Origin of the sequence: Clostridium sp. BSD9I1, assembly GCF_900185645.1 — a bacterium.
In the GTDB taxonomy this organism is placed as follows: Bacteria; Bacillota; Clostridia; order Clostridiales; family Clostridiaceae; genus Clostridium_AK.
In genome coordinates this window covers 34,325-61,267 of sequence record NZ_FYAM01000024.1, presented here as the reverse complement: position 1 = coordinate 61,267, position 26,943 = coordinate 34,325, and the positions used below count along the sequence as shown (strand labels likewise).

The following is a 26,943-nucleotide window of genomic DNA, read 5'->3' as shown; positions in this document are numbered from 1 at the left end:
GGTACATTGATGCAAAGTGAAAGACAAAAGCATATTAGAAATTTTTCTATAGTAGCACATATAGATCATGGTAAATCAACTCTTGCAGATAGATTACTAGAAAAGACAGGAACTCTTACGGAAAGAGAAATGGATGAGCAAACATTAGATACAATGGAACTTGAGAAAGAAAGAGGGATTACAATAAAATCTCAAGCTGCAAGACTTGTATATAAAAGAGAAAATGGAGAAGAATACATACTTAACTTAATAGATACTCCAGGACATGTGGATTTTAACTATGAGGTATCTAGAAGCCTGGCAGCCTGTGAAGGAGCAATTCTTATAGTAGATGCTACTCAAGGGATACAAGCACAAACTTTAGCAAATTGCTATCTTGCTTTAGATAATAACTTGGAAATAGTGCCAGTGATAAATAAAATAGATCTTCCAAGTGCAAGGCCAGATGAAATTAAAAAAGAAATAGAAGATGTAATAGGATTGGATGCCCATGATGCGCCTCTAGTATCCGCTAAGACAGGGTTAAATATACAAGACGTATTGGAAGCAGTTGTAGAAAAGGTACCTGCACCTGAAGGCGATGAAGATGCTCCGTTAAAGGCACTTATATTTGACTCCTATTATGATACTTATAAGGGAGTAGTATGTCATATAAGATTAAAGGATGGAAACATAAAGGCCGGAACTAAGATAAAGTTTATGGCTACAGGTAAAGTGTATGATGTAACAGAGGTAGGAGTATTTGTACCTCAGTATATGAAGATGGAGGAACTTGGAGCAGGGGATGTTGGATACTTTACAGCTTCTATAAAAAATGTTAGAGATGCACGTGTAGGTGATACAATTACGTTAGCAAGCAATCCAACTAAGGAAGCAATGCAAGGATACAGGCCTGCCATTCCTATGGTATTTAGTGGTATATATCCTGTGGATGGAGCTAAATATGATGAGTTAAAGGAAGCTTTGGAAAAACTTCAAATTAATGATGCAGCATTATCCTTTGAACCTGAAACATCCATTGCACTAGGATTTGGATTTAGATGTGGATTCTTGGGATTACTTCATATGGATATTATACAAGAAAGAATAGAAAGAGAATTTAACTTAGATATTATAACCACTGCACCATCTGTTGTATATAAAATAATAAAAACAGATGGGACGGAGTTAGAAATAACTAATCCTACTAACTTACCTGATGCAACAGAAATAGATTATATGGAAGAACCTGTGGTTAAGGCATCTATAATAACGCCTTCTGAATATGTAGGCGCAATTATGGATTTATCTCAAACAAGAAGAGGAACATTTAAGGATATGCAATACCTTGAAACTACAAGAGTAGTTTTAAATTACGACATTCCTTTAAATGAAATAATATATGATTTCTTTGATGCTTTAAAATCAAGAAGTAGAGGATATGCTTCCTTAGATTATGAAATCAAAGGATATCAAAGAACAGAACTTGTTAAACTTGATATACTTTTAAATGGCGATATAGTTGATGCGTTATCAATGATAGTACCTCAAGAGAGAGCGTATGCAAGAGGAAGAGGTATAGCTGAAAAATTAAAGGAAATTATACCAAGACAAATGTTTGAGATTCCAATACAAGCAGCGGTAGGCTCTAAGGTACTTGCAAGAGAAACTGTTAAAGCATTAAGAAAAGACGTGCTTGCTAAATGTTATGGTGGAGATATTTCCAGAAAGAAAAAGCTTTTAGAGAAGCAAAAAGAAGGTAAAAAGAGAATGAGACAAGTAGGAAGTGTTGAAGTTCCTCAAGAAGCCTTCATGTCTATTTTAAAAACTGAAGAATAGAAAATTATGACATTTTAAGATAATGTTGAACCTACCGTATGGGATTTGCATCTAGGAAAGCGTTCATTTCGCTAAGAGCGGCTAATATTTATAAATTTAAAATACCTAAGCCTCTTAAACTCGCTGTCGCTCAGACAGTAGGAGGCTCTATACGGTATTTTAAATTTATAAATAAAGCCGCTCTAAAGCTCATTCAATGCTTTCTACGATGTAAATCTGATACTATATGTTCAACATTAAAAATATCACTTACACCTGCTAAAGGAAGAAATTCAGCTAACTGAGTTTCTAAAATATTTTAGGATTTATCACATAAAAGTCTTTTAGGGCGATAGCCTGAGGAGTTACAAGAACTTATACGAACTAAATGAGGAAATTTAAATTACAAGTTAAAAATATAATACAATAAAAGATTTTTCATAAAAAATAGAATGATTAATATTTTATGACCTATCGGTCTTCGGGATTACCATCCCTTTAGTCAGGTAATCATGAATGATATTTTTAATGTTGAACACAAATATAGAATTTGCATTGTAGAAAGCATTGAGCAAGCAATTAAAAGCTCTTTATTTCTGATTTCATGGCGCCGTATAGAGCCTTCTATTGTTTGAGCTATAGCGAGTTTAGAGGGCTTAGGCGCCTTGAAAGGAAGAAATATTAGAGCTTTTTTGCGTAGCCAACGCTTTCTTATTCTAAAGGGAGCTGATTAAAAATGAAAAAAGAACTTTCATTATACATACATATACCTTTTTGCAAACAAAAGTGCCTTTATTGCGATTTTCCATCATATTGCGGAGAAGAAGCTTTAATGGATTCTTATGTGGATGCTTTATGTACAGAACTTGATGATTTAGAAGATTATAAATTTAAAACTATATTTATTGGAGGTGGAACTCCATCTTATTTAGATATAAGACATTGGGAAAAATTGAAGTATAGCATAGACAAGCTAGATAAGAGTGATGGCTTAGAATTTTCTGTAGAAGTAAATCCAGGTACTGTAAGTAAAGAAAAACTTTGTAGGTTTAAGGAAATGGGAGTTAATAGATTAAGTATAGGGCTTCAAGCATGGCAAAATGAGCTGCTGCAGGGTATTGGAAGAATACATAAATTAAATGACTTCTTGGAAACATATAAGGAGGCAAGAAAGCTTCATTTTAATAATATAAATATAGATTTAATGTTTGGTCTCCCAAATCAAACATTAGAACAAATAGAAGAAACATTAATAGAAATAATTAAATTAAATCCTGAACATATATCATGCTATAGTTTAATAATTGAAGAAGAGACTCCGTTTTATACTAAATATGAAAATGATGAGTTGACTTTACCAAGTGAAGAAGTAGAAAGAGAAATGTATTCAAAGATTAAAAGAAGTTTACAGGAAAATGGATATAATCAATATGAAATATCAAATTTCTCAAAGCTGGGGAAAGAATGTATACATAATTTGGTGTATTGGAATTTGGATGAGTATATTGGCTGCGGAGCATTTGCTCATTCATATATAAATCATAACAGATATAAAAATGTAGAAAGTATAAGAAATTATATAAAAAAAATAAATAATAATGAGGAAGTTAAGCTAGAAATTCATCATAATACTTTAAAAGATGATATGGAAGAATTTATGTTTATGGGCCTTCGAAAAATAAATGGAGTAGATATAAATGAATTTAAAAAGAGATTTAATAAAAATATATACGAAGTTTATGGGCAAATAATAGATAAATATTTAAAGGATAAATTACTTATATTAAAAGACAATAAATTATATCTATCCCCTAGAGGAATAGAGGTTTCGAATGTGATTATGAGTGATTTTATATTAACTGTCTAAAATAAAATCAATAAGTATTAGTAATAAAGAAGAGATTTTGAAAGAAATATAGTTAAAAATTAATTTATAAGGGATAATTACCTATATTTCTTTAATATTTAAAATTAAATTAATTTGACAAATGATTTCGATAATGATATTTTTTAATCATAGCAGTTAGCACTCAACAGGAGTGAGTGCTAATAAAAGAGGTGATATTATGGAAATGGATGAGAGAAAAATAAAAATACTTCAGGCTATAATACTTGATTACATAGATACAGCAGAGCCTGTGGGTTCCAGGACCATAGCTAAAAAGTATGATCTAGGTATAAGTTCTGCTACTATAAGAAATGAAATGGCTGATCTTGAGGAAATGGGATATTTAGAGCAACTTCATAGTTCTTCAGGAAGAAAGCCTTCTGACAAAGGATACAGGTTATATGTAGATAAATTAATGCAGGTTTCCCGTGTAACCTATGAAGAAGAAGAATTCATAAAAAAGCATATAATAAAATCTACACTACATGAAATAGATAAAGTAATAAAAGAAGCATCATATTTACTTGCGGAACTTACGAGACTTACATCAGTAGTAAAGGCACCATCATTTAGAAAAGGCAAGATTAAATCTATACAACTTATACACATTGATAATAATAATATCCTATCTGTAATTGTTATAGATAGAGGAATAATAAAAAACAATTTGATAAGGATGACAAAATCTATAGATACAGAATTATTAGTTAAGATTAATAATTTATTAAATATAAGATTAAGTAATTTAAATATAGAAGAAATTAATTTAGAAGTTATAAATAATTTAAAAAGTGATTTATTTGGATATGAAGAGATATTTAATTCTATTATGCCAGTTATATACGAAAGCTTAAATAGTATGGAGTCTTCAGATATTTATTTTGAGGGAACTACTAATATATTTCATTATCCTGAATACAACGATATACAAAGAGCTAAGGAATTCTTATCATTAATTGATAATAAGAAGAAAGTAAATGATTTAATAAATTCTACTGAAAGTATGGATATTAAAATTGGAGGAGAAAACTTTTTAGAAGATGCTAAGGAGTGCAGTATAGTTTCTGCAGTTTATAGCATTGGGGGACGTCCATTGGGCTCTATAGGAGTAATAGGACCAACAAGAATGCCTTATGATAAGGTTATCTCTATTTTAGCAGCAGTGGTGAATGAATTAAATAAAACTCTTACAGATGACTATATAAGATAAATTAGATTTAAATTACCTTAAATATAAAGATAAGAAACGGAGGCAGTCAAATGGAAGAAATAAAAAAAGAGGATTTGAATAATGAAGATAAAATATTTTCAGAAGATATGAAAATAGATGAATCCTTGGAAGAAGCTGAAATAAAAGAGGATAAGGAATTTGAGGAAATTGACGAAGAATTTGAAGGGGAAAGTATAGAAGAATTGAAAGAAAAAAATTCCAATATTTTAAATGAGAATAATAAATTAAGTAATGAATTAGAAACATTGAAAGAAAGACTTTTAAGAACAATAGCAGAGTATGATAATTACAGAAAAAGAACTTCTAAAGAAAAAGAAGGAATATACACAGAGGCTTGCAGCGATGTTTTAAAGCATATGCTTCCAGTACTTGATAATTTAGAGAGAGCTGTAAGTGCTGAGGGAAGTTTTGAAGATTTAAAGAAGGGTGTTGAAATGACACTAAAACAATTTAAAGGATCTCTTGAAAAATTAGGTGTGGATGAAATTAGTATAGATAATGGATTTGATCCTAATTATCATGAAGCTGTAATGCATATACAAGACGAGAATTATGGCAATAATGAAATAGTGGAAGTATTTCAAAAGGGGTATAAAAGAGCAGACAAAGTAATAAGACACAGTGTGGTAAAAGTTGTTAATTAAAATTTAAATAGAAATTCTATTTAATATTCATATATAAAAATATTTTATTGTTTGATTTATAAGGAGGTAAAAAATACTATGGCAAAGGTAATAGGTATAGACTTAGGAACTACAAACTCTTGTGTAGCAGTAATGGAAGGTGGAGAGCCTGTAGTTATAACAAATGCAGAAGGAGCTAGAACAACACCATCAGTTGTATCCTTTCAAGCTAATGGAGAAAGATTAGTAGGACAGGTGGCTAAAAGACAGGCCATAACAAATCCTGACAAAACTATAATTTCCATAAAGAGACATATGGGAACAAATCATAAGGTTAATATAGATGGAAAAGATCATACTCCTCAAGAAATTTCAGCTATGGTGCTTCAAAAATTGAAAGCAGATGCTGAGGCATATTTAGGAGAAAAAGTATCACAGGCAGTTATCACAGTGCCTGCATATTTTAATGATAGCCAAAGACAGGCAACTAAAGATGCAGGAAAAATAGCTGGGCTTGAGGTTTTAAGAATAATAAATGAGCCAACAGCTGCAGCTTTAGCATATGGTCTTGATAAGATGGATAAAAATCACAGAATATTTGTTTATGACTTAGGTGGCGGTACATTTGATGTATCTATACTTGAACTTGGTGATGGTGTATTCGAAGTTAAATCCACTAATGGTAACACAAAACTTGGTGGTGATGACTTTGATGAGAGAGTTATGAATCATATAGCAGATACATTTAAGGCGGAATATGGTATAGACTTAAGAAATGATAAAATGGCACTTCAAAGATTAAAGGAAGCAGCAGAAAAAGCAAAGATAGAGTTATCTTCATCAATGCAAACTAATATAAACTTACCATTTATCACTGCTGATGCAACTGGTCCAAAGCATATAGATATGAATTTAACAAGAGCTAAATTTAATGAATTAACTCATGATTTAGTAGATGCTACTATAGAACCAATGAGAAAAGCTCTAAGTGATGCTGGATTAAGCATGGGTGAGGTTGATAAGGTAATACTTGTAGGTGGATCTACAAGAATACCAGCTGTTCAGGAAGCTGTTAAAAACTTTACTGGAAAAGAGCCTTCTAAGGGAGTAAACCCAGATGAATGTGTTGCAGTTGGTGCAGCTATACAGGCTGGAGTTTTAACAGGAGATGTAAAAGATGTATTACTTCTTGATGTTACTCCATTAACACTTGGAATTGAAACTTTAGGTGGAGTAGCAACTCCATTAATAGAAAGAAATACAACTATTCCAACAAGAAAGAGTCAGGTATTCTCTACAGCTGCTGATGGCCAAACTTCTGTTGAAATTCACGTAGTTCAAGGGGAAAGACAAATGGCAGGAGGTAACAAGACCCTTGGAAGATTTACACTTTCAGGAATCGCACCAGCTCCAAGAGGAATTCCACAAATAGAAGTTACATTTGATATAGATGCTAATGGTATAGTTAATGTTTCTGCTAAGGATAAGGGAACAGGAAAAGAAGCTAACATTACAATTACAGCTTCAACTAATTTATCAGAAGATGAAATAAATAAAGCAGTTAATGAAGCAAAACAATATGAAGAAGAAGATAAGAAGAGAAAAGAATCTATTGAAGTTAGAAATAATGCAGACCAAATGGCATATCAAACTGAAAAAGCATTAGCTGATTTAGGAGATAAGGTTTCAGCAGAAGATAAATCTAATATAGAAGCAAAGCTTAATGCTTTGAAAGAAGTTAAAGAAAAAGAAGATTTAGAAGCAATTAAAAAGGCTACTGAAGAGTTAACACAAGCGTTTTATGCAGTTTCATCTAAGATGTATCAAGGCGCAGAAGGTGCTGGATTTGATCCAAACATGGCTGGAGGAAACCCAGGTGCTGGAGCAAATGGTCCTAAAGATGATAATGTTGTAGATGCAGATTATAAAGTAGAAGATGACAAATAGTATATAATTGACATATAATATAAAAGTAAATTGTGATTTGATTCAGATGGGGAGTATTCTCCATCTGAATATTTATGTTACATGATTTATGGAAATTTTTGATTTCGATATTTCAATTCATTAAAGGTGGTAAAAGTATGGCTAAAAAAGATTTTTATGAAATACTAGGACTTCAAAAGGGCGCAAGCGAAGAAGACATAAAGAAAGCCTTTAGAAAACTAGCAATAAAATATCATCCTGATAAGAATCAAGGGGATAAAGAAGCTGAAGAAAAGTTTAAAGAAATAAATGAAGCATATCAAGTGCTTTCTGACCCACAAAAGAAGGCTCAATATGATCAATTTGGAACCACAGATTTTAATGGTGGAGGATTTGATCCGTCTGGTTTTGATTTTTCAGGTTTTGGAGGCTTTGGAGACATATTTGATTCATTTTTTGGAGGTTTTGGTGGAAGTAGAAGAAGAAATGGACCTCAAAAGGGTGAGGATATGGAATATGCCGTAAATTTAACTTTTGAAGAAGCAATGACTGGAATAGAAAAAGAAATAAATATAACAAAGAGTGAAACTTGTGAAACTTGTAAGGGTAGTGGTTCTAAACCAGGAAGTCATTCTAAAACTTGTACCAAGTGTGGAGGTACTGGTCAAGTTAAGGTGCAAAGAAATACTCCACTTGGAAGTTTTGTAAGTGTAAATACTTGTGATGAATGTAATGGTAAAGGAACTGTAGTTACAGATCCATGTCCAGAATGTAAGGGTAAGGGTATATTAAGAAAATCTAAAAAAATAAAAGTTAATATACCAGCTGGGGTTGATACTGGAAATGTTATTCCTATAAGAGGACAAGGAGAAGCAGGAGTAAATGGAGGTCCTCCAGGAGATCTATATGTTGCAATAAGGGTAATGCCACATCCGTTCTTTAAAAGAAAGGGAGATGACATATATGTTGATACACATATAAGTTTTGGCAAGGCTTCACTTGGAACGGAACTTAAGGTGAAAACTATCGATGGAGAAGTTAAGTATACTGTTCCAGCAGGAACTCAGCCAGGTACAGTATTTAGACTAAAAGGAAAAGGAGTTCCACATGTAAATGGAAGAGGAAGGGGAGATCAATACGTAAATGTAGTAGTTGATATACCTAAATCTCTAAATCAAAAGCAGAAGGAAGCACTAGTTGCTTACATGGAAGCTAGCGGTGAAATAAAGAGTTCTGAAAAAGAAGGATTTTTAAAGAAATTTTTTAAATAAAAGTTGCGGAGCAATTTGTTTTTAGGAATTAGGATTAAGGTACTAGGAATTGGGAAATGTAGAAACTTTGCAATGCAAAGTTTCATCTAATCCTATTACCTGGTACCTTTGGCCTAGTACCTATAAAAAATGCTTCGCATTTTTTATAGGGTGTTTACTTTAAAAAAGTAGGTCAATAATGTATAATTGATAAGTAATTTAGGATAATAAAAATTGGAGGGCATTTTATGCATAATGAAGATAAAGATTGGTTAGAGGTAAGTATTATAACTAGCAGTGAAGCTATGGAAGCAGTGTCTGGAATAATGTATAATACAGGAGTAAAGGGAGTTTCAATTGAGGATCCTGAAGATATAGAATATAAGAAAAATCATCCTGGAGATTGGGATTATTTTGATGAGACATTGCTTGTTGTAAAAGATGGCGTTGTAATTAAAGGATATTATAAAGATGATGAAAGTTTTGAGGAATATATATCATACATAAAAGAAAGTATAGATAATTTACATACATATGGAATAGACAAGGGAAAAGGAATAGTTACTGTAACTAAGGTAAATGAGGCAGATTGGGAAAATAACTGGAAGAAATATTATAAACCTACGAAAATAGGACAAAAAATAGTAGTAAGGCCCATATGGGAAGAATATAAGGCAAGCCCGGAAGAATTAGTTATAGATTTGGATCCAGGTATGGCATTTGGTACAGGTACTCACGAAACCACGCGCATGTGTGTGAAGGCATTAGAAAAATATGTTAAAGAAGATTCAACAGTATTTGATATAGGAACAGGGTCTGGAATACTTGCTATTGCTGCAGCAAAACTTAAGGCTAATAAGGTTATAGGTGTTGATTTAGATCCTGTAGCTGTAAAATCTGCCAAAGAAAATATATCATTTAACGAAGTAGATAATATAGAAATACTTCATGGAAATCTAATGGATGTAGTTAAAGGAAAAGCAAATATAGTAGTAGCTAATATAATAGCAGATATTATAATATTTTTAACAGATGAGGTAAAAAGTTTTATAGAGAAGGATGGATATTTCATTTCATCTGGCATAATCAAAGATAGAAAGCAAGATGTAATAAATAAGTTAAAGGCAAGTGGATTTGAAATAATAGAAGAAAATACTGAGGGAGAATGGGTTTGTATTGTTGCAAAACGTAACTAAGGAGTGTTGAATTTGCATAAGTTTTTTGTTCCTAAAGAAAATGTAAATATGCATCAAGCTGTAATTGAGGGAGAAGATGTAAAGCATATATATAAAGTATTAAGGCTTGAGGCAGGAGAAGAAGTAAGCATTAATAATTGTAATGGAGAAGAATATTTAGGTATAGTAGAGGAAGTAAATAAAAGTCAAGTAATAGTAAAGATTAAAGAAAAGCTTTCTATAAATAATGAAGCACCTATTAATGTTTTTTTATTTCAAGGACTGCCTAAATCTACTAAAATGGATTTAATAGTACAAAAGAATTGTGAACTTGGCATAAAGGAAATAACGCCTATAATTACAGATAGGGTAGTTGTAAAAGGGGAAATTGGGCAATTTAAAAAAGTAGATAGATGGGTAAGAATTGCATTAGAGGCAGCAAAGCAAAGTAAGAGAACTATTATTCCAGAAGTAAGAGAACCCATAGAATTTGATGAAGCATTAGCTGAGTTAAAAGACATGGATTTAGTTATAGTGCCTTATGAAAATGAAAAGGGATACGGAGTAAGAAAAGTAGTAAATAGCATAATTAAAGATGAAGTTAAAAATGTAGGTATTGTAATAGGACCAGAGGGCGGATTTGAGGAAAGTGAAATAGAAAAGCTAAAGAATATGGGAGCTTTTATAGTGACACTAGGACCTAGAATACTTAGAACCGAAACAGCAGGGTTTGTAGCTGCATCTTTAATTATGTATGAATTAGGAGATTTAGGAGGAAATATTTAATGAGAGTTGCATTTACTACCTTAGGTTGTAGAGTGAATCAATATGAAACGGAAGCTATGACAGAAAAATTCATAAAATCAGGATATGATTTAGTAAACTTTGATGAGTGTGCCGACGTATATGTTATAAACACATGCACTGTTACAAATATGGGGGATAAAAAATCCCGTCAAATGATAAGTAGGGCTAGAAGACTTAATGAAGAAGCTGTTATAGTAGTTGCTGGATGTTATTCTCAAATTGCACCAGATAAGGTGGCTGAAATTCCAGGAGTAGATATAGTAGTAGGGACTAGAAATAAGGGCGAAGTAGCAGAACTTGTAGGGAAATTTTTAGATGAGAAAAGTCAAATTGTAGAAGTAGCTGATGTTCTTAGAAATAACATATTTGAAGAATTAAATATTGAAGAATATCAAGATAAAACAAGAGCCTTTTTAAAGATTCAAGATGGATGTAATAGATTTTGTTCATATTGTTTAATTCCATTTGCCAGAGGAGCGGTATGCAGTAAAAATCCTGAAAAGGTAATGGAAGAAGTATATAGACTTGCAAATCATGGATTTAAAGAAGTTATTTTATCCGGTATACATATAGCTTGTTATGGAGATGATATTGGAGAAGGTTGGAACTTAGTTAAATTATTAGAAGAAATTGATAAAGTAGAGGGAATAGAAAGAGTAAGAATAGGATCTATAGATCCTCAATTTTTCACAGAAGGTATAATAGAAAGACTTTCTAAGTTAAATAAGCTTTGCCCACATTTTCATTTATCTCTTCAAAGTGGATGTGATGAAACTTTAAAAAGAATGAATAGAAAATATACTATTAAAGAATATAGGGATATAGTTGAAGGATTAAGAAAGTACATAGCTGATGTTTCTATAACTACTGACATAATAGTAGGATTTCCAGGAGAAACTGAAGAAGAATTTAATAAGACTTACGAGTTTTTAAGTGGAATTAAGCTTTCAAAGATGCATATATTTAAGTTTAGTCCAAGGACGGGAACTAAGGCAGAGCATATGCCAAATCAAGTAGATGGAACTATAAAAGATGAAAGAAGTGCTAAACTAATAGAATTAAATAGGAAAAATGAAAAAGAATTTATGGAAAAGTTTATTGGAGTAAATTTCAAAGTTCTTTATGAGCAAAACTTTAATGGAAATGATGATTTATATGAGGGATATACTCCGAATTATATAAAGGTAGTATCAAAATCTGAATCTCATATAGATGAAAAAATATTAGATACAAAAATTATTGAAGCAAAAGATGAATATAGTATTGGAAATATTATGTAGATTAAGATATAATAAATGTAACATTTGACTATAAGGGAACATCTCAAATACTTGAGATGTGCTGATTTATAACGGGAGCAAAGATTTTTACAAAACATACAAATTATGTAAATGATGCAGGAGGTGAACTAATGGAGAACTGTATATTTTGCAAAATAGTAAAAGGTGAAATACCTTCACAAAAGGTATATGAAGATGACAAGGTTTTAGCATTTAAAGATATTAGCCCTGAAGCGCCAGTACATGTGATTATAATTCCGAAAAATCATATAGAAAACGTAAATGATCTTACAAAAGAAAATAGCGATATAATAGCTCATATATTTATGACAGTAAAAGATATAGCGCAAAGGCTTGATTTAGCTGACAGAGGATATAGAGTTGTTACTAACTGTGGAGAAGATGGAGGGCAGACAGTAGGGCATATTCACTTTCATTTGTTAGGGGGAAGAACTCTACAGTGGCCACCAGGATAAAAAGATTTCAAACATTAAATGAAATTGTTGACAGTATCTTAAATAGTATTATATAATAGAATATGTGCTATGCGACCCACGAATTACCTGTTCAATTTTTTAAATTAAATTGAAATAGCGGAGGGAGGGAGATCAATGTCAGAAATAAAAGTTGGAGAAAATGAATCACTAGAAAATGCATTAAGAAGATTTAAGAAAAAATGCGCTAGAGCTGGTGTTCTTTCTGAAGTAAGAAAAAGAGAACATTACGAAAAGCCAAGCGTAAAAAGAAAGAAAAAATCAGAAGCTGCTAGAAAGAGAAAGTTTAAGTAATATTTCTTTTGAAAGAAGGTACTAATTATGGCCCTAAAAGAAAGACTACAACAGGATTGGAAAGAAGCTTTAAAATCAGGTAACAAATTTAAAGCAAATACTATTAGTACGGCTAGATCAGCTATACTACTAGGTGAAAAGACTGATGGAAGAATTCTTGAAGATGATGAAATCGTCGATATTTTAGCTAAAGAAGTTAAACAAAGACGTGAGGCTATGCTTGAATTTGAAAAAGGAAATAGGCAGGATTTAGTTGATAGTGTAAAAGCAGAAATTGAAATCTTGTTAAGTTACCTTCCTCAGCAATTAACTAATGAAGAAGTAAAAGGTATCATTTTACAGGTAATTGAAGAAGTTGGGGCAAATAGTATAAAAGATATGGGCAAAGTAATGGCCGTAGTTGTATCTAAAACTAAGGGTAGAGCAGACGGGAAAGCTGTTAGTGAGATAGTAAAAAAGCTTCTAAATAAATAGAATTAACATAAAGGCTGAGGTAACTCAGCCTTTTTTTACATATATAAATCATAACCTTCTCTTAACATTCATAAATTAATATGAAAGTATTTTTAGGAGAAAGATATGGAGGAAAGAATAGATAAGACTAAAAATGAACTAGCTGAAAAACTGGATTTGCCAAGAGATATAGTGATGGATTTCCCTAAAATAATAATAACAGGGGATAATGAAATAATAATAGAAAATCATAAAGGAATAGTTGTTTTCGATGAAAAGCAGGTTAAAATTAAGTCAAGGGTTGGATTGGTGTGTATATACGGCAGTGATTTTGAAATACCTTTCTTAGGGGGAAGTACCATAACCCTTAAAGGAAAATTTAAATCCATAGTGTATGAAAAAAATGATTAAGATAAACTTAGAAAATTATAAAAGGAGTAGCGTTGAAATTGAAGCCCAATCCTTAAATATTGAAAAGTTTATAAACCTGCTTTGGAAAAATAACATAGGAGTAAAAAATATAAGAAAAAAAGATTTAACAACTGTATCTTTGGAAATTTCATTAAAAGATTATCTTAAGCTAGACAAAATATCAAAAAAAACACATACTAAGCTAAAGGTAATAAAAAGAAAAGGACTTGCATTTTTATTTATAAGAATGAGAAAAAGAAACGCATTAATTTTTGGCACAGTATTTTTTATTTGTATACTATATTATTTATCTACCTTTGTATGGAAGATAGATATAGTTACAGAAAAAAGGCTTTCACCCTATGAGCTCAGAAGAGAACTTGCAAGTTATGGTATAAAAGAAGGAATTAGAAAAAGGAATTTAAATATAGGGGTTATAGAAGAAAAGTTAACAAAAGATAATGATGAAATTTTGTGGGTAAGAGTTAGGGTAGAGGGGTCTGTGCTTAAAGTTGTAGCATCAGAAAGAGCTACTCCTCCGATGCTTGTGCATGAAACTACTCCAGGTAATTTAGTAGCTATGAAAGATGGAGAAGTAGTAAGGGTATATACTACTTCAGGTACGGCTTTAGTTAAAAGAGGGGATGTAGTTAAAAAGGGGCAGCTTCTTGTAAAAGGAGAGCAGGGAAGAGAAGGGAATATATATCAAGTACCTGCTAAGGGACATGTAATTGCAAGAACCTTTTACGAAGATGTGAAAAAGATACCAGTTGTTGAAAAGATAAAAGAAAGAACGGGGAATAAAGTAAAAAATATATTTATACAAATAGGAAATAAAAAGATATTTTTTAAAAAGGAAATGAATAACTTTTCAAATTATGATAAAATAGTAAATAAAAAAGGTTTTTTTATAACGGAAGAATGCTTTGAAATTCAAGAAAAAAACAAAGCCATTGATAAAAAGAAAGTTATAGATAATTATTCTAAAGAAATGATAAAAAAAATTAAACAGTCTTTAGATAAAAACACTGAAGTGGTAGACGAAATTGTAGAAGAGAAAGCAGAAAATGAATATATAATTCTTAGAGTACTTGTCGTAGGGGAAGAAAATATTGCATCACAAGAGAAAAATAATTAACATCAAAGGGATGGTAATTCATGATTAAAATTAATTTAAGAAATTTATATAGGAATAAGAATACAAATAGAATAGCAATTTTCTTTTGTATTTTTATTTTTATATATTCCGTATTAGTAACATCACTAGTAACACAAAAGTATAATTTACAAGAAGGGGATATAGCCAAAGTAGATATAAAGGCACCAAGAGAAATTATAGATGAAGCTGCAACTAAGACTAAGATACAGCAAGCGTTACAAGCAGTTCCGCTTCAATATAATAAAAATCCTGAAGTTAAAACTCAAGTGTTAAATGATATTAATGAATTGCTTAATAATGCATATACCTTGAAGGATAGTGCTTATGAAAACGATGAAAAAGTAAATAACTTAAAGACTACTTCTAAGATAACATTAGAAGAAGAGGATTATTTATCCTTAATATCCCTAAATAAAGATGAAATCAAAGTAATACAAGGTTTTTTAGCGGGTGTGATGTCCGAACTTTATGACAATGTAAATATAAGTGATAATAAGCAGAAAAGCAATCAAGAAGATATAAAAAAGGCTCAAGAATTTATAAATATAAAGGTAAATTCTTCAACACTACCAAAGAAAGTAATGAAAAATTTAGTTATATCAATTGCGTATAAGCAAATTAAACCTAACTTTTTTTATAATGAAGAAAAAACTGAAGAGCTTAGGGAGGAAATTAGGAAAAAATCGCCTATTGTTATAAAAAAAGATCAAACAATAGTTAAAGAAGGAGAACCGGTAACAAGAATACAATTAGACATTTTGCAAAAATTAGGGCTTCTAAATACCAAAGATAGCCACAGATGGTATATATATTTTAATTTAGGCATATTTGTGTTTTTGATACTATCCTTACAGTGGTTTTATGCATATAAATTCAAAAATGAAATATATAAGGACAATAGTAAAATTATATTAATTGGTATATTGAATTGTTTGGCTGTTGCTATTGCAAGATCGCTTAATATTCAGCCATTTTTAATTCCATTTGCCTTTATACCTATGATCACTACTTTACTATTGGTAGATAGGAAAATATCTTTAATAATAAATGGCTTTAACTGTGTATTTATAAGCTGTGCTGTAGGATTTAATGCTGAAATTGTTTTGCTTGCTATAGTTAATGCAATACTTGGTTCTGTAATACTTAGGAAAATGCAGCAGAGAAATGACATATTATATTGTTCTTTGTATATAGCTGTAATAAATGTTATCTTTGCGTTTTCTTTAGGATTACTTTTAAGTGATAATATAGCAGAGGTTGCGAGAAAGGCATCCTTTACTTTGGCAGGAGGTATAATTTCAGGTGTACTTACTATAGGGTTTCTACCCTTTTTTGAGAGTACGTTTGACATAGTTACCACTATAAAGCTTTTAGAACTTTCTAATCCCAATAATCCGTTACTTAAAAGGCTTTTGATGGAGGCTCCTGGTACTTATCACCACAGCATTTTGGTTGGAAATTTGTCGGAGGTTGCAGCTGAAGAAGTTGGAGGGAATCCAGTGCTTGCAAGAGTAGCTTCTTATTATCATGATATAGGGAAAATAAAAAGGCCTTATTTCTTTAAGGAAAATCAAATAGGAAATGATAATCCGCATAATAAGATTTCTGCGAATTTAAGTACGCTGATAATAACTTCCCACATAAAGGATGGAGAGGAATTAGCTAAGGATTATAAGATACCTTCAGTTATTCAAGATATAATAAAACAGCACCATGGTACAACATTAGTAAAGTATTTTTATCTAACTGCAAAAAATTCTAGTGAAAATCCAGATGAAGTCAATGAAGAAAATTTTAGATACCCAGGTCCAAAGCCTCAAACTAAAGAAGCAGCTATAATAATGCTTGCAGATAGTACTGAGGCAGCAGTGAGATCTATAAGCGAGCCAACTAAAGGGAAAATAGAAGAAATGGTAAACAATATAGTTAAAGCAAGATTAAATGAGGGTCAATTGGATGAATGCGACTTGACTTTAAAAGAAATAGAAAAGATAAAGAAAACCTTTGTAAAAGTACTAATGGGCATATATCATCAAAGAATAGAATACCCTACAGATAAGTGGGATAACAAAACTAACGGGAGTGATAAAAGAAAATGATATATATAGAAAATGGTCAAGATAAAGTAGAAGTAAATAAGGAGTTAGAAAATACTATAGAAAGTATAATAGATTATGCGCTAAAAGAAGAGGAAGTAAATATAGATTACGAAGTAAGTGTTATATTTGTTGATAATGAAGAAATAAAAGAAATAAACCTGGAGAATAGAGCAATAGATAAAGAAACAGATGTACTTTCATTTCCTATGCTTGAGTACAGTGATGGAAAAGTATTTAAAGAAATGTATAAAGGATATAAGTTTTCACCTATATATTTAGATGATGGGAAGTTAGTACTTGGGGACATAGTTCTTTCTTTAGAAAAGGCATTGGAACAAAGCGAAGAATACGAGCATTCTTTTCTAAGAGAAGCTTGTTATTTAACAATACATTCTGTACTTCATCTTTTAGGATATGATCATATGGAAGAAGAAGAAAAGTTAGTTATGAGAAAGAGGGAAGAGGAAATTTTGAGTAAGTTTCAATTAACAAGATAATATACTAAAAGTAGGTGCCTGAATGAAAAGTGTGAAAAAATTATTAGATAGCTTTAATTATTCAATCGAAGGAATATTATATGCGGTAAGAACTCAAAGAAATATGAGAATCCATATGATAGCAGCTCTTGCAGTTCTCACTATTTGCTTTTTCTATGATATAAGTAGGACGGAGCTTTTAATAATACTTTTATCAGTTACTATGGTAATAACTGCAGAGCTTATAAATACTGCTATTGAAGCTTCTATAGATGCTACAACCAATTATTATCACCCTTTAGCTAAAATTGCGAAAAATGTAGCAGCAGGGGCAGTTTTAGTTACTGCTATAAATGCTTTAGCAGTGGGATATATTATATTTTGGAGCAAACTTGTATATATAAACTTTATGGTGATTAATAAGATTAAAAATTCTAACCCATATACTATATTTATAATTTTTATTATTGTACTTATAAGCACTTTAATTGTAAAAGCTATATTTGGGGAGGGGACTCCATTAAAGGGAGGAATGCCAAGTGGTCATAGTGCCATATCCTTTTCTATAGCTACCATGATTGCCCTAATAACTGAAGATGTTGAAGCTATAATTTTAAGCTTTTTTTTAGCAATAATTGTTGCTCAAAGCAGAGTGGACTCAGAAGTACATTCTATTATAGAAGTTATAGTAGGAGCGGTATTTGGAACACTAATTACTTTGTTATTATTTAAAGTTTTTGGGTAAACTAGTATTTAGATATTAAAGGGAATTAATTTAATATTTTATTAATTAAACTGTAATGAAATAAAATGATATAATTGTTTAAGAACTAAGATGGAAATTGGAGGGATGAGGAAAGTGAAAGGGGAATATAGTAAATTAATTGAAGAAGCTATAAATGCTAGAGAATTTGCATATGTACCTTACTCTAACTTTAAGGTGGGCGCAGCAGTTCTTATGGAAGATGGAAGTATATACTCAGGATGTAATATAGAAAATGCATCTTTTGGAGCTACTAATTGTGCAGAAAGAACAGCTGTATTTAAAGCTATTTCTGAAGGTAAGAAAGAAATAAAAGCTTTAGCTGAAATTGGAGATATAGAAACTTATACAATGCCTTGTGGTATATGCAGGCAGGTAATTAGTGAATTTATATCTGAAGATATAGATGTTATTTTAATAAAAAATAAAAGTGACTTTGTAATAAAGAAGTTTAGTGAAATATTCCCATTATCATTTTCTAAAAAAGACCTCAACAAATGAAGGAGGATATATGTTTAAATCAGGATTTATAACAATAATAGGAAGACCGAATGTCGGAAAGTCAACTTTGTTGAACCATATAATGGAGGAAAAGTTGTCTATTGTATCTAGTAAACCACAAACTACAAGAAACAATATTCAAACTATCCTTACAGATAAGGAATCACAAATAATATTTGTGGATACTCCAGGAATCCATAAACCACGACATAAGCTTGGAGAATATATGGTAAATGTAGCTACAGATGCTTTGAAAGAGGTAGATGTAGTGCTTTTCTTAACTACTCCAGAAGGAGAATTTGGAAAGGGAGATGAATATATATTAAACCAGCTTGAAGCAGCAAAAGTGCCTGTATTTCTTGTAGTAAATAAAATAGACGAAAATACTCAAGAAAGGGTGGCAAAGACACTACAAATTTATTCGGAAAAGTTTAAGTTTACAGAAATTATACCTATTTCTGCAGCTAAGGGAAAAAATGTAGATAAATTAATGGAAATTGTAAAAAATTATATCCCAGAAGGACCTATGTATTATCCAGAGGACATGATAACAGATCAACAGGAAAGATTTATAGTTGCTGAAACAATTAGAGAAAAGGCATTGAGACTTTTATCAGAAGAGGTGCCTCATGGAATAGGTGTGGATATTATAACTATGAAGAAAAAAGAAAATGGAGCATATGAAATAAATGCAGATATGCTTTGTGAAAAAGATTCACACAAAGGAATAGTAATAGGGAAAAATGGAGAAATGTTAAAAAAGATAACCCAATACTCTAGACAGGACTTGGAAACATTTTTACAATGTAAGGTTTACTTGAAAATTTGGGTAAGAGTTAAAAAGGACTGGAGAGATAACAATACAGTATTAAGAGAGCTAGGGTATAAATAGCAAGGAGATGATTTTCTGGCTATATTTCAGACAAGAGCGCTAGTACTTAAAACTCAAGATTATAAGGAATCAGATAGATTGATCTGGTTTTATACAGAGAAGCTAGGGAAAATTTCTGCTATAGCTAAAGGTGCTAAGAAAAATAGAAGTAAGTATTTCTCAAATACTTTAACATTTACATATGGTGATTATATACTTTATAGAGGAAAGGGTATGTATACACTAAATGAAGGTACTATTATAGATTCTTTTCAAGGAATTTTAAGTGATTTTGATACTATATCCTATGCTTCATATCTTTGTGAACTCATAGATATAAGCATGGCTGAGGAAGAAAGTAACAGAGAACTTTTCAAGGAACTTGTAACAGCTTTTTACCTTATGAAGAATAATGCTTGTGATTTAGAAACCTTAGCTAGGGTCTTTGAAATGAATATACTTAGGGCTACAGGATATGGACTTAATTTACATAAGTGTTCGATATGTAAAGAACCTATAAGTTCAGCAGATTATATTAGTATTCAATATCTTGGGGGTGTATGTACTAAGTGCCCAAAATTAAATGGTATGAGGGTAAGCCCTGCAGCTTATAATATTATTAAATATCTAAATAATTTAGCACTGGAAAAATCCTATAGAGTTACAATACCTTCTAATTTAAAAGAAGAAATTGAAAAATTGTTAGGGAATATTATAGCTCAAAGTTATATTAGAAAACCTAAGAGTTTAGAAACATTAAACTTTATTAAAAGGAGTGAAAAAAGTGAGTGAAATAACTTTAGAAAAAATTGATATTGTAAGAGATAGAACTGGAGTTAGTTACGCCGAAGCAAGAGAAGCTTTGGAAAAGTCTGAAGGAAATGTAGTAGATGCATTAATATTTATTGAAGAAAGTAAAAAGGCTCCAAAGGAAAATTCATATACTAATAAAGATGAATTTGTGAAATGGTTAAAAGACCTTGTAAGTAAAGGTAATGTTGCTAGAATAAGAATAAAAAAAGATGAGAAGGTATTATTAGATATACCAGTAACTGCAGGACTTGCAGTAGCTATACCAAGTCTAATTTATGCACCCCTCATTACATTAGGCGTATTTGCAGCAGCCTTAACGCAGATTACTATAGAAATAACTAAAAAGGATGGCACTGTTGAGGTGGTTAATAAAATATTGAAATCCACCGTGGAAGACGTAAAAGAAAAGGCTCAAAATGCAGCATCTAAGGTACAAGATAGTGCATTAAATGTAAAAGATAAATTTACTGGTGAAAAAAGTAGTACTAATGACGAAAATAATAATGTATACACATATACAGTTGACTTTGAAGAGATTGACGAGGAAAGTAACTCGGAAAATAAGGAAAAGTAATAAAAAAGGTCAGCAGAAAAAATCTGCTGACTTTTAGTTTTAAAGGTAAAATTGTTGAATAAAAAATGAAGATTTGGTAAAATTTATGTAGTGGGTATCTTTGTAATATATGTATCCTAAATTATAAAACTATAATCTTTTACTTTCTTTAAGATTGTTAAATAGCAAAGTTATATGCAAATAGAAACAAAATGCGCAAAATATTAAAAAATAATAGACATATATAAATAAAAGTGTTATACTATTTATGAATTTAAGGGAAATAATACATATAATTGTTGGTTATGTGTGAAAGAGGGTGAAATAAATTAAACTATCACTAAGACAAGAGGAAATTATTAAATTAGTAAAGGAACACGAACCTATAACTAGTGAACAGCTTGCAGGTAAACTAAGTGTTACCAGAGCAGCATTAAGACCAGACTTAGCTATTCTCACCATGACAGGAATTTTAGAAGCAAAGCCGAAGGTAGGATATATATATTCAAGGAAACCCTCTTATAGTTTGGTTTATGATTACATAAGAAACATACAAGTAAAGGATGTAATGGGAAGTCCCGTAGTTGTTAATGAATCTACAATGGTTTACGATGCTATAGTAAATTTATTTTTAAATGATGTTGGTACACTTTTTATAGAAAATAACGGATTGCTCGTAGGTGCAGTTTCAAGAAAAGACTTTTTAAAGTCTGCTATGGGAGGAACTGACATGCATAAGATACCTGTAGGTATTATAATGACTAGAATGCCTAATATAGTATTTGTAAAAGAAGAAGACAGTGCTTATGAAGCAGCTATAAAAATTATAGAGCATGAAGTAGATAGTTTGCCAGTTGTAAAAAAAGTTGATGATAATGATAAAAAAGAAGCTTATAAAATCATTGGTAAAATATCAAAAACTAATATCACAAAACTTTTAGTAAAAATGGGAGAAAACTCATAAAAAAATTTAAGGAGTATATTAATAAACTCTTTAATATAATAAATAGATAAATAAACATACAAAAGGGGTTGTTTATAAATGGAAATCAAAAAGTATGTATACCTGTTTAACGAAGGCAATGCCTCAATGAAAAATTTACTTGGTGGAAAAGGTGCTAATTTAGCAGAGATGACTAATTTAGGTATACCTGTACCACAAGGTTTTACAGTTTCTACGGAAGCTTGCACTAGATATTATGAAGATGGTAAAAAAATATCCGATGAAATAGTAAATGAAATTTCTAATGCTATGGCAAATCTTGAAAACATTACAGGAAAGAAATTTGGAAGCTTAGAAAATCCTCTTCTTGTATCAGTAAGATCTGGAGCAAGAGTTTCTATGCCAGGTATGATGGATACAATTTTAAACCTTGGTTTAAATGATAATACAGTAGTGGCTTTAAGTAATTTAACTAATAACGAAAGATTTGCATATGATTCCTATAGAAGATTTATACAGATGTTTTCTGATGTAGTTATGGGAATAGATAAAAGAAACTTTGAAGATATTTTAGATGAGGTTAAGGAATCTATAGGAGCTAAGTTTGATACGGATTTAAAAGCATCTGATTTAAAAGAAGTAGTAAAAAAATACAAGGCCCTATATAAAAAGGAAATGGGAGAAGATTTCCCTGAAGATCCTAAAGCTCAGTTAATAGAAGCAGTAACTGCAGTATTTAGATCATGGGATAATCCAAGAGCTATTGTATATAGAAGATTAAATGATATTCCAGGTAGCTGGGGTACAGCAGTTAATATTCAAAGTATGGTATTTGGTAATATGGGAGATACATCAGGTACAGGGGTTGCATTTACTAGAAATCCTGCTACTGGTGAAAAAGAAATCTTTGGTGAATACCTTATAAATGCTCAAGGTGAAGATGTTGTTGCAGGAATTAGAACTCCTCTTCCTATAACTAGATTACAGGAAGATCTTCCTGAATGCTATAAAGAATTTATGGATATAGCTAATAGATTAGAAAATCACTACAAAGATATGCAGGATATGGAGTTTACTATTGAACAAGGTAAATTATATTTCCTTCAAACAAGAAATGGTAAGAGAACAGCTCAAGCAGCACTTAAAATAGCTGTTGAAATGGTAGAAGAAGGACTTATAACTAGAACAGAGGCTGTACTTAAAGTTGACCCAAAGCAGCTAGATACATTACTTCACCCAAACTTTGATTCACATCAACTAGAAAATGCTAAGGTTATAGCTAAAGGACTTCCAGCTTCTCCAGGAGCAGCTTGTGGAAAGGTATATTTCACAGCGGAAGATGCAAAGGCACATCACGAGTTAGGGGAAAAGGTTGTACTTGTAAGAGTTGAAACATCTCCTGAAGATATAGAAGGAATGATTGCATCAGAAGGTATACTTACTGTAAGAGGAGGTATGACATCTCACGCTGCAGTTGTTGCTAGAGGTATGGGAACTTGTTGTGTTGCAGGATGTGGAGAAATAGTTGTACATGAAAGTACTAGATGCTTTGAAGTAAATGGGGAAATGTATAAAGAAGGAGATTATATATCCTTAGACGGAAGTACAGGATATGTATACGGTCAGGCCATTAAAACTGTAGCTCCTGAGATAAGTGGATATTTTGGAACATTTATGTCATGGGCAGATGAAATAAGAGCTCTGAAAGTTAGGGCAAATGCAGATACTCCAAGAGATGCAGCTCAAGCAGTTAAGTTTGGAGCTGAAGGTATAGGACTTTGTAGAACAGAGCATATGTTCTTTGATGAAGATAGAATTCCAGCAGTAAGAGAAATGATAGTATCAGAAACAGAAGAGCAAAGAAGAAAAGCTTTAGAAAAGCTTTTACCAATGCAAAGAGAAGACTTTATAGGAATTTATGAGGCTATGGAAGAAAGACCAGTAACTATAAGATTCTTAGATCCACCACTACATGAATTCCTTCCAACAGAAGATGAAGATATTGAAGAATTAGCAAAGGATATGGGAATAACATTCCAAACTTTAAAATCAAAGGTTGAATCCTTACATGAATTTAATCCAATGATGGGTCATAGAGGATGTAGACTTAGTGTATCATATCCAGAAATTGCAGAGATGCAAACAAGAGCGGTAATAGAAGCAGCAATAAAAGTTAAGAAAGATAAGGGATTTAATATAGTTCCTGAAATAATGATACCACTTGTCGGTGAAGTGAAAGAACTTAAATATGTAAAAGATATAGTTGTAAATGTTGCAAATTCTATAATACATGAAGCAGGAGTAGAATTAAAGTACCATGTGGGTACTATGATAGAAATTCCAAGAGCAGTTATAACTGCAGATGAAATTGCAAAAGAAGCAGAATTCTTCTCCTTTGGAACAAATGATTTAACACAAATGTCATTTGGATTCTCAAGAGATGATGCTGGTAAATTCTTAAATGATTATTATGAAAAGAAAGTATATGAGTTTGATCCATTCCAAAAGTTAGACCAAAAAGGAGTAGGAAAACTTGTAGAAATGGCTTGCGAATTAGGTAAAAAGACAAGACCGGATATAAAGCTTGGAATATGCGGAGAGCATGGAGGGGATCCATCTTCAGTGGAATTTTTCCATGAAACTGGATTAAATTATGTATCTTGCTCACCATATAGAGTTCCAGTGGCAAGACTTGCAGCAGCACAAGCACAAGTGAAAAATCCAAGAAAATAAAGCTATTAAAAGAGCTAAGTCCTAAATATTTAGGACTTAGCTCTAATTTATTGTAGTTTGAAATTTTTCTTCTATATATTTTGCAAATTCATAAACAAATTTACAGTGTTCTTCAGTTTTATTTACAGATTTTTTTAGCAATGTAAAGAAAGAAGTTTTATTACACTTTCTTATATTGTTATAATAATCTCTGGAAATTTTCCAATACTTTTGTGGAAAACTTAAATATGATAAAATATATTTGTATTCATCTAAATTTAAAGGGCGAATTTTTTCATACATATTTAAGCATCTTATGCACAAATCAAAATTCCATCTAGTTTTATCACGTTTTAATATTCTTCTTAAAAAATAAGATATATCATGAACGCAATAGTCAATTTTGCATTTATCAAAATCAATTACCCAAATAGAGTTGTTCTTATCAAATATTATATTTTTATTTACGTAATCCAGATGGCATAAGGAAGTACCTAAGTTATTGAAGTTTATGCTATTGGATATGGAAAGGGAAGTTTTAGCAAGTAAAAAGTTGTCATGAAAGTTTTGAAGAAATAATCTTGAAAAATTATCCTTATACCTAAATGCTTTATTTGAGCAGTTTAAAAGGTCACCAAAATGTTTGGATGTAGATATAGTTACATCTTCAAATTCGGAGCGTAAATTGCTCCCTTTGATAGGTTTGAAGTTTATTGTACATTTGTGTATTTTTCCAAGATTTAAGGCAGAGATCAAAGTATCTGAGTCATCATCGTAACTACATTTTCGGCCTTCAATCCAATCTGTTAATATAAAAAGCATGCCATTATAATTTACAAACCTACTTTTATTGTATGTAGGTAGTACTCTAGGAACAAGTACATTGTGTCTATAGAGCCATTCTATAGCTGAATATACAAATAGCAAGTCTTCTTTATTAAAGTAAACTTTTTTAAGGCAGTAACTTTTATTTGTATCTAAAACTTTATAGACAGCTCGTTGTTTATCTGTATCTTTAAACTTTACCCTTTCAACAGGGCAATTTTCCAGGTTATAATAAGGAAGCACGTATTTTTTTATATTTTCTTCGGATAATAAATCATAACTATATGTTGAAGCCATACTTGGCATATAAACACTCCTTATCTATTCATATATTATAATGATATTACTTACGATTTAATATTATACATAGTAATTTCTATATTGCTAAAAATAAAAGGAGTTTTGCGTATTATTATAGAATACATAAAAGTGGTGATGAATATGTTAATTAGAGAAACAATAGAAGAAAATGAAAGTAAGATTTTAATAAGAGGGGCTTCGTTATCTGTAAACTCTAAAGGGAGGGCAAGCGCTGAGAACAATGATGAAATAAGAACTTGTTTTATGGTAGATAGGGATAGAATAATTCATAGTAAGTCCTTTAGAAGACTTAAACATAAAACTCAAGTATACATAAAAACTTGGGGTGATCACTATAGAACTAGGCTTACTCACACTTTAGAAGTAGCCCAAATAGGAAAAACCATAGGTAAAGCTATAGGTTTAAATGAGGACCTTATTGAAGCTATAGCATTAGGACACGATATAGGGCATGTAGCCTTTGCGCATAATGGTGAAGATGTATTAAATGAGTTACTTCCAGAAGGATTTAGACATAATGAAAACAGTATAAGAGTACTTACAAAGATTGAAAGACAGGGAAAAGGATTAAATTTAACAAAGGAAGTTTTAGATGGAATATTGAATCATAGCGGCTTTTCTAAGGGAGAAAAAGGAGATAAAGCATTTACTTTAGAAGGGCAAGTAGTAAGATATAGTGACAAAATTGCATATGTAAATCATGATATAGATGATTCTATAAGAGCAGGGCTTTTAAAGGAAGAAGAAATACCGCCAGAGCTTCTTAAAGTTCTTGGAAAAAGTCATGGAGAAAGAGTAGATACGCTAGTGAAAGATCTTGTTTATAATACTTTAAATAATATAAAAGGCAGCAAAGTACAAGTATGTTTAAGTTCAGAAGTTGAAAAGGCTTTAATAGAACTTAGAAAATTTATGTTTGAAAAGATATATAAGGGACCTATATTAAAAGAAGAAAGAGATAAGGCCAAGTTTGTATTAAAACAAGTATTTACATATTATATAAAATATCCTGAAAAAATGCCTGAATTTTATTTAAAAATTGTAAAAGCGGAAGGATTGTATAGAGGAGTTGCAGATTACATATCAGGGATGAGTGATGATTATTGCCTTATTATATTCAATCAAATATATGTTCCTAAAATTGTAATTTATTAGTATAAAACCTGCGTTAATTGGAAAAATAATGTTTGTGTCTAATAAAATAAAAAATAAAAATTATGAAGGATATTTTTATTTTTTACAGAATATATAAATATAATATAAAACTTACACTAATAT

The 26,943-nt window shown here is 31.0% G+C and carries 25 protein-coding genes; 24 read left to right on the top strand and 1 reads right to left on the bottom strand.

Going from position 1 to position 26,943, the window contains the following annotated elements:
- Window positions 1-9: 9 nt before the first annotated feature.
- The 23 genes from lepA (at window position 10) to ppdK (ending at window position 24,540) form a co-directional block, all read left to right on the top strand.
- Complete coding sequence (gene lepA, locus BSD9I1_RS13705) at window positions 10-1,818, top strand: translation elongation factor 4 (protein WP_035308418.1); 1,809 nt, start codon at window positions 10-12, stop codon at window positions 1,816-1,818.
- Between the two features lie 715 nt (window positions 1,819-2,533).
- Window positions 2,534-3,664 (top strand): radical SAM family heme chaperone HemW, encoded by a 1,131-nt coding sequence (gene hemW / locus BSD9I1_RS13700; protein ID WP_186430823.1) that lies wholly within the window; start codon window positions 2,534-2,536, stop codon window positions 3,662-3,664.
- Window positions 3,665-3,869: 205 nt separating this feature from the next.
- Window positions 3,870-4,895: a heat-inducible transcriptional repressor HrcA gene (gene hrcA, locus BSD9I1_RS13695; RefSeq protein WP_186431096.1), complete on the top strand. Its 1,026-nt coding sequence runs from the start codon at window positions 3,870-3,872 to the stop codon at window positions 4,893-4,895.
- Window positions 4,896-4,945: 50 nt separating this feature from the next.
- On the top strand, window positions 4,946-5,560 hold the full coding sequence (gene grpE, locus BSD9I1_RS13690; protein ID WP_186430822.1) for a nucleotide exchange factor GrpE: 615 nt from the start codon (window positions 4,946-4,948) through the stop codon (window positions 5,558-5,560).
- A gap of 78 nt (window positions 5,561-5,638) precedes the next feature.
- Window positions 5,639-7,486: a molecular chaperone DnaK gene (gene dnaK / locus BSD9I1_RS13685; RefSeq protein WP_186430821.1), complete on the top strand. Its 1,848-nt coding sequence runs from the start codon at window positions 5,639-5,641 to the stop codon at window positions 7,484-7,486.
- Between the two features lie 137 nt (window positions 7,487-7,623).
- Window positions 7,624-8,736: a molecular chaperone DnaJ gene (gene dnaJ, locus BSD9I1_RS13680; RefSeq protein ID WP_035308432.1), complete on the top strand. Its 1,113-nt coding sequence runs from the start codon at window positions 7,624-7,626 to the stop codon at window positions 8,734-8,736.
- 227 nt (window positions 8,737-8,963) lie between these two features.
- A complete protein-coding gene (gene prmA, locus BSD9I1_RS13675; RefSeq protein WP_186430820.1) occupies window positions 8,964-9,911 on the top strand; it encodes a 50S ribosomal protein L11 methyltransferase in 948 nt (315 codons plus the stop codon).
- 12 nt (window positions 9,912-9,923) lie between these two features.
- Window positions 9,924-10,676, top strand: coding sequence for a 16S rRNA (uracil(1498)-N(3))-methyltransferase (locus tag BSD9I1_RS13670; RefSeq protein WP_186430819.1), 753 nt, complete (start codon window positions 9,924-9,926; stop codon window positions 10,674-10,676).
- Window positions 10,676-11,977: a tRNA (N(6)-L-threonylcarbamoyladenosine(37)-C(2))-methylthiotransferase MtaB gene (gene mtaB, locus BSD9I1_RS13665; protein ID WP_186430818.1), complete on the top strand. Its 1,302-nt coding sequence runs from the start codon at window positions 10,676-10,678 to the stop codon at window positions 11,975-11,977. The genes BSD9I1_RS13670 and mtaB overlap by 1 nt, the downstream gene beginning before the upstream one ends.
- Before the next feature lie 131 nt (window positions 11,978-12,108).
- A complete protein-coding gene (locus BSD9I1_RS13660) occupies window positions 12,109-12,453 on the top strand; it encodes a histidine triad nucleotide-binding protein (RefSeq protein WP_186430817.1) in 345 nt (114 codons plus the stop codon).
- A gap of 135 nt (window positions 12,454-12,588) precedes the next feature.
- A complete protein-coding gene (gene rpsU / locus BSD9I1_RS13655; RefSeq protein ID WP_010292600.1) occupies window positions 12,589-12,765 on the top strand; it encodes a 30S ribosomal protein S21 in 177 nt (58 codons plus the stop codon).
- Between the two features lie 27 nt (window positions 12,766-12,792).
- Window positions 12,793-13,239, top strand: a complete 447-nt coding sequence (locus BSD9I1_RS13650) for a GatB/YqeY domain-containing protein (RefSeq protein ID WP_035308445.1) — start codon at window positions 12,793-12,795, stop codon at window positions 13,237-13,239.
- 105 nt (window positions 13,240-13,344) lie between these two features.
- A complete protein-coding gene (gene yqfC / locus BSD9I1_RS13645) occupies window positions 13,345-13,629 on the top strand; it encodes a sporulation protein YqfC (protein ID WP_035308446.1) in 285 nt (94 codons plus the stop codon).
- On the top strand, window positions 13,622-14,767 hold the full coding sequence (gene yqfD, locus BSD9I1_RS13640; protein WP_242966487.1) for a sporulation protein YqfD: 1,146 nt from the start codon (window positions 13,622-13,624) through the stop codon (window positions 14,765-14,767). The genes yqfC and yqfD overlap by 8 nt, the downstream gene beginning before the upstream one ends.
- A gap of 20 nt (window positions 14,768-14,787) precedes the next feature.
- Window positions 14,788-16,887 (top strand): HD family phosphohydrolase, encoded by a 2,100-nt coding sequence (locus BSD9I1_RS13635; protein WP_186430815.1) that lies wholly within the window; start codon window positions 14,788-14,790, stop codon window positions 16,885-16,887.
- Window positions 16,884-17,384: an rRNA maturation RNase YbeY gene (ybeY, locus tag BSD9I1_RS13630; RefSeq protein ID WP_186430814.1), complete on the top strand. Its 501-nt coding sequence runs from the start codon at window positions 16,884-16,886 to the stop codon at window positions 17,382-17,384. Before BSD9I1_RS13635 ends, ybeY begins: the two co-directional genes overlap by 4 nt.
- Window positions 17,385-17,406: 22 nt before the next feature.
- Window positions 17,407-18,108 (top strand): diacylglycerol kinase, encoded by a 702-nt coding sequence (locus BSD9I1_RS13625; protein ID WP_186430813.1) that lies wholly within the window; start codon window positions 17,407-17,409, stop codon window positions 18,106-18,108.
- Between the two features lie 105 nt (window positions 18,109-18,213).
- On the top strand, window positions 18,214-18,627 hold the full coding sequence (locus tag BSD9I1_RS13620) for a cytidine deaminase (RefSeq protein ID WP_035308457.1): 414 nt from the start codon (window positions 18,214-18,216) through the stop codon (window positions 18,625-18,627).
- Between the two features lie 10 nt (window positions 18,628-18,637).
- Window positions 18,638-19,519, top strand: a complete 882-nt coding sequence (gene era, locus BSD9I1_RS13615; protein ID WP_035308461.1) for a GTPase Era — start codon at window positions 18,638-18,640, stop codon at window positions 19,517-19,519.
- Between the two features lie 15 nt (window positions 19,520-19,534).
- A complete protein-coding gene (gene recO, locus BSD9I1_RS13610; RefSeq protein ID WP_186431094.1) occupies window positions 19,535-20,290 on the top strand; it encodes a DNA repair protein RecO in 756 nt (251 codons plus the stop codon).
- Window positions 20,283-20,885 (top strand): DUF4342 domain-containing protein, encoded by a 603-nt coding sequence (locus BSD9I1_RS13605; RefSeq protein WP_186430812.1) that lies wholly within the window; start codon window positions 20,283-20,285, stop codon window positions 20,883-20,885. Before recO ends, BSD9I1_RS13605 begins: the two co-directional genes overlap by 8 nt.
- Window positions 20,886-21,192: 307 nt before the next feature.
- Complete coding sequence (locus tag BSD9I1_RS13600) at window positions 21,193-21,828, top strand: helix-turn-helix transcriptional regulator (RefSeq protein WP_035308467.1); 636 nt, start codon at window positions 21,193-21,195, stop codon at window positions 21,826-21,828.
- Between the two features lie 78 nt (window positions 21,829-21,906).
- Entirely contained in the window at window positions 21,907-24,540 is a 2,634-nt protein-coding gene (gene ppdK, locus BSD9I1_RS13595) for a pyruvate, phosphate dikinase (RefSeq protein ID WP_186430811.1), read from the top strand.
- A 42-nt stretch (window positions 24,541-24,582) separates the two neighbouring features.
- On the opposite strand, the gene BSD9I1_RS13590 is transcribed toward ppdK, so the two are convergent.
- Window positions 24,583-25,650 (bottom strand): CotS family spore coat protein, encoded by a 1,068-nt coding sequence (locus tag BSD9I1_RS13590; protein WP_186430810.1) that lies wholly within the window; start codon window positions 25,648-25,650, stop codon window positions 24,583-24,585.
- Between the two features lie 135 nt (window positions 25,651-25,785).
- Between BSD9I1_RS13590 and BSD9I1_RS13585 the strand changes: the two genes are divergently transcribed.
- The gene (locus tag BSD9I1_RS13585; protein ID WP_035308473.1) at window positions 25,786-26,820 is read left to right on the top strand and encodes a deoxyguanosinetriphosphate triphosphohydrolase; all 1,035 of its coding nucleotides are present in this window, start codon (window positions 25,786-25,788) and stop codon (window positions 26,818-26,820) included.
- Window positions 26,821-26,943: the final 123 nt, after the last annotated feature.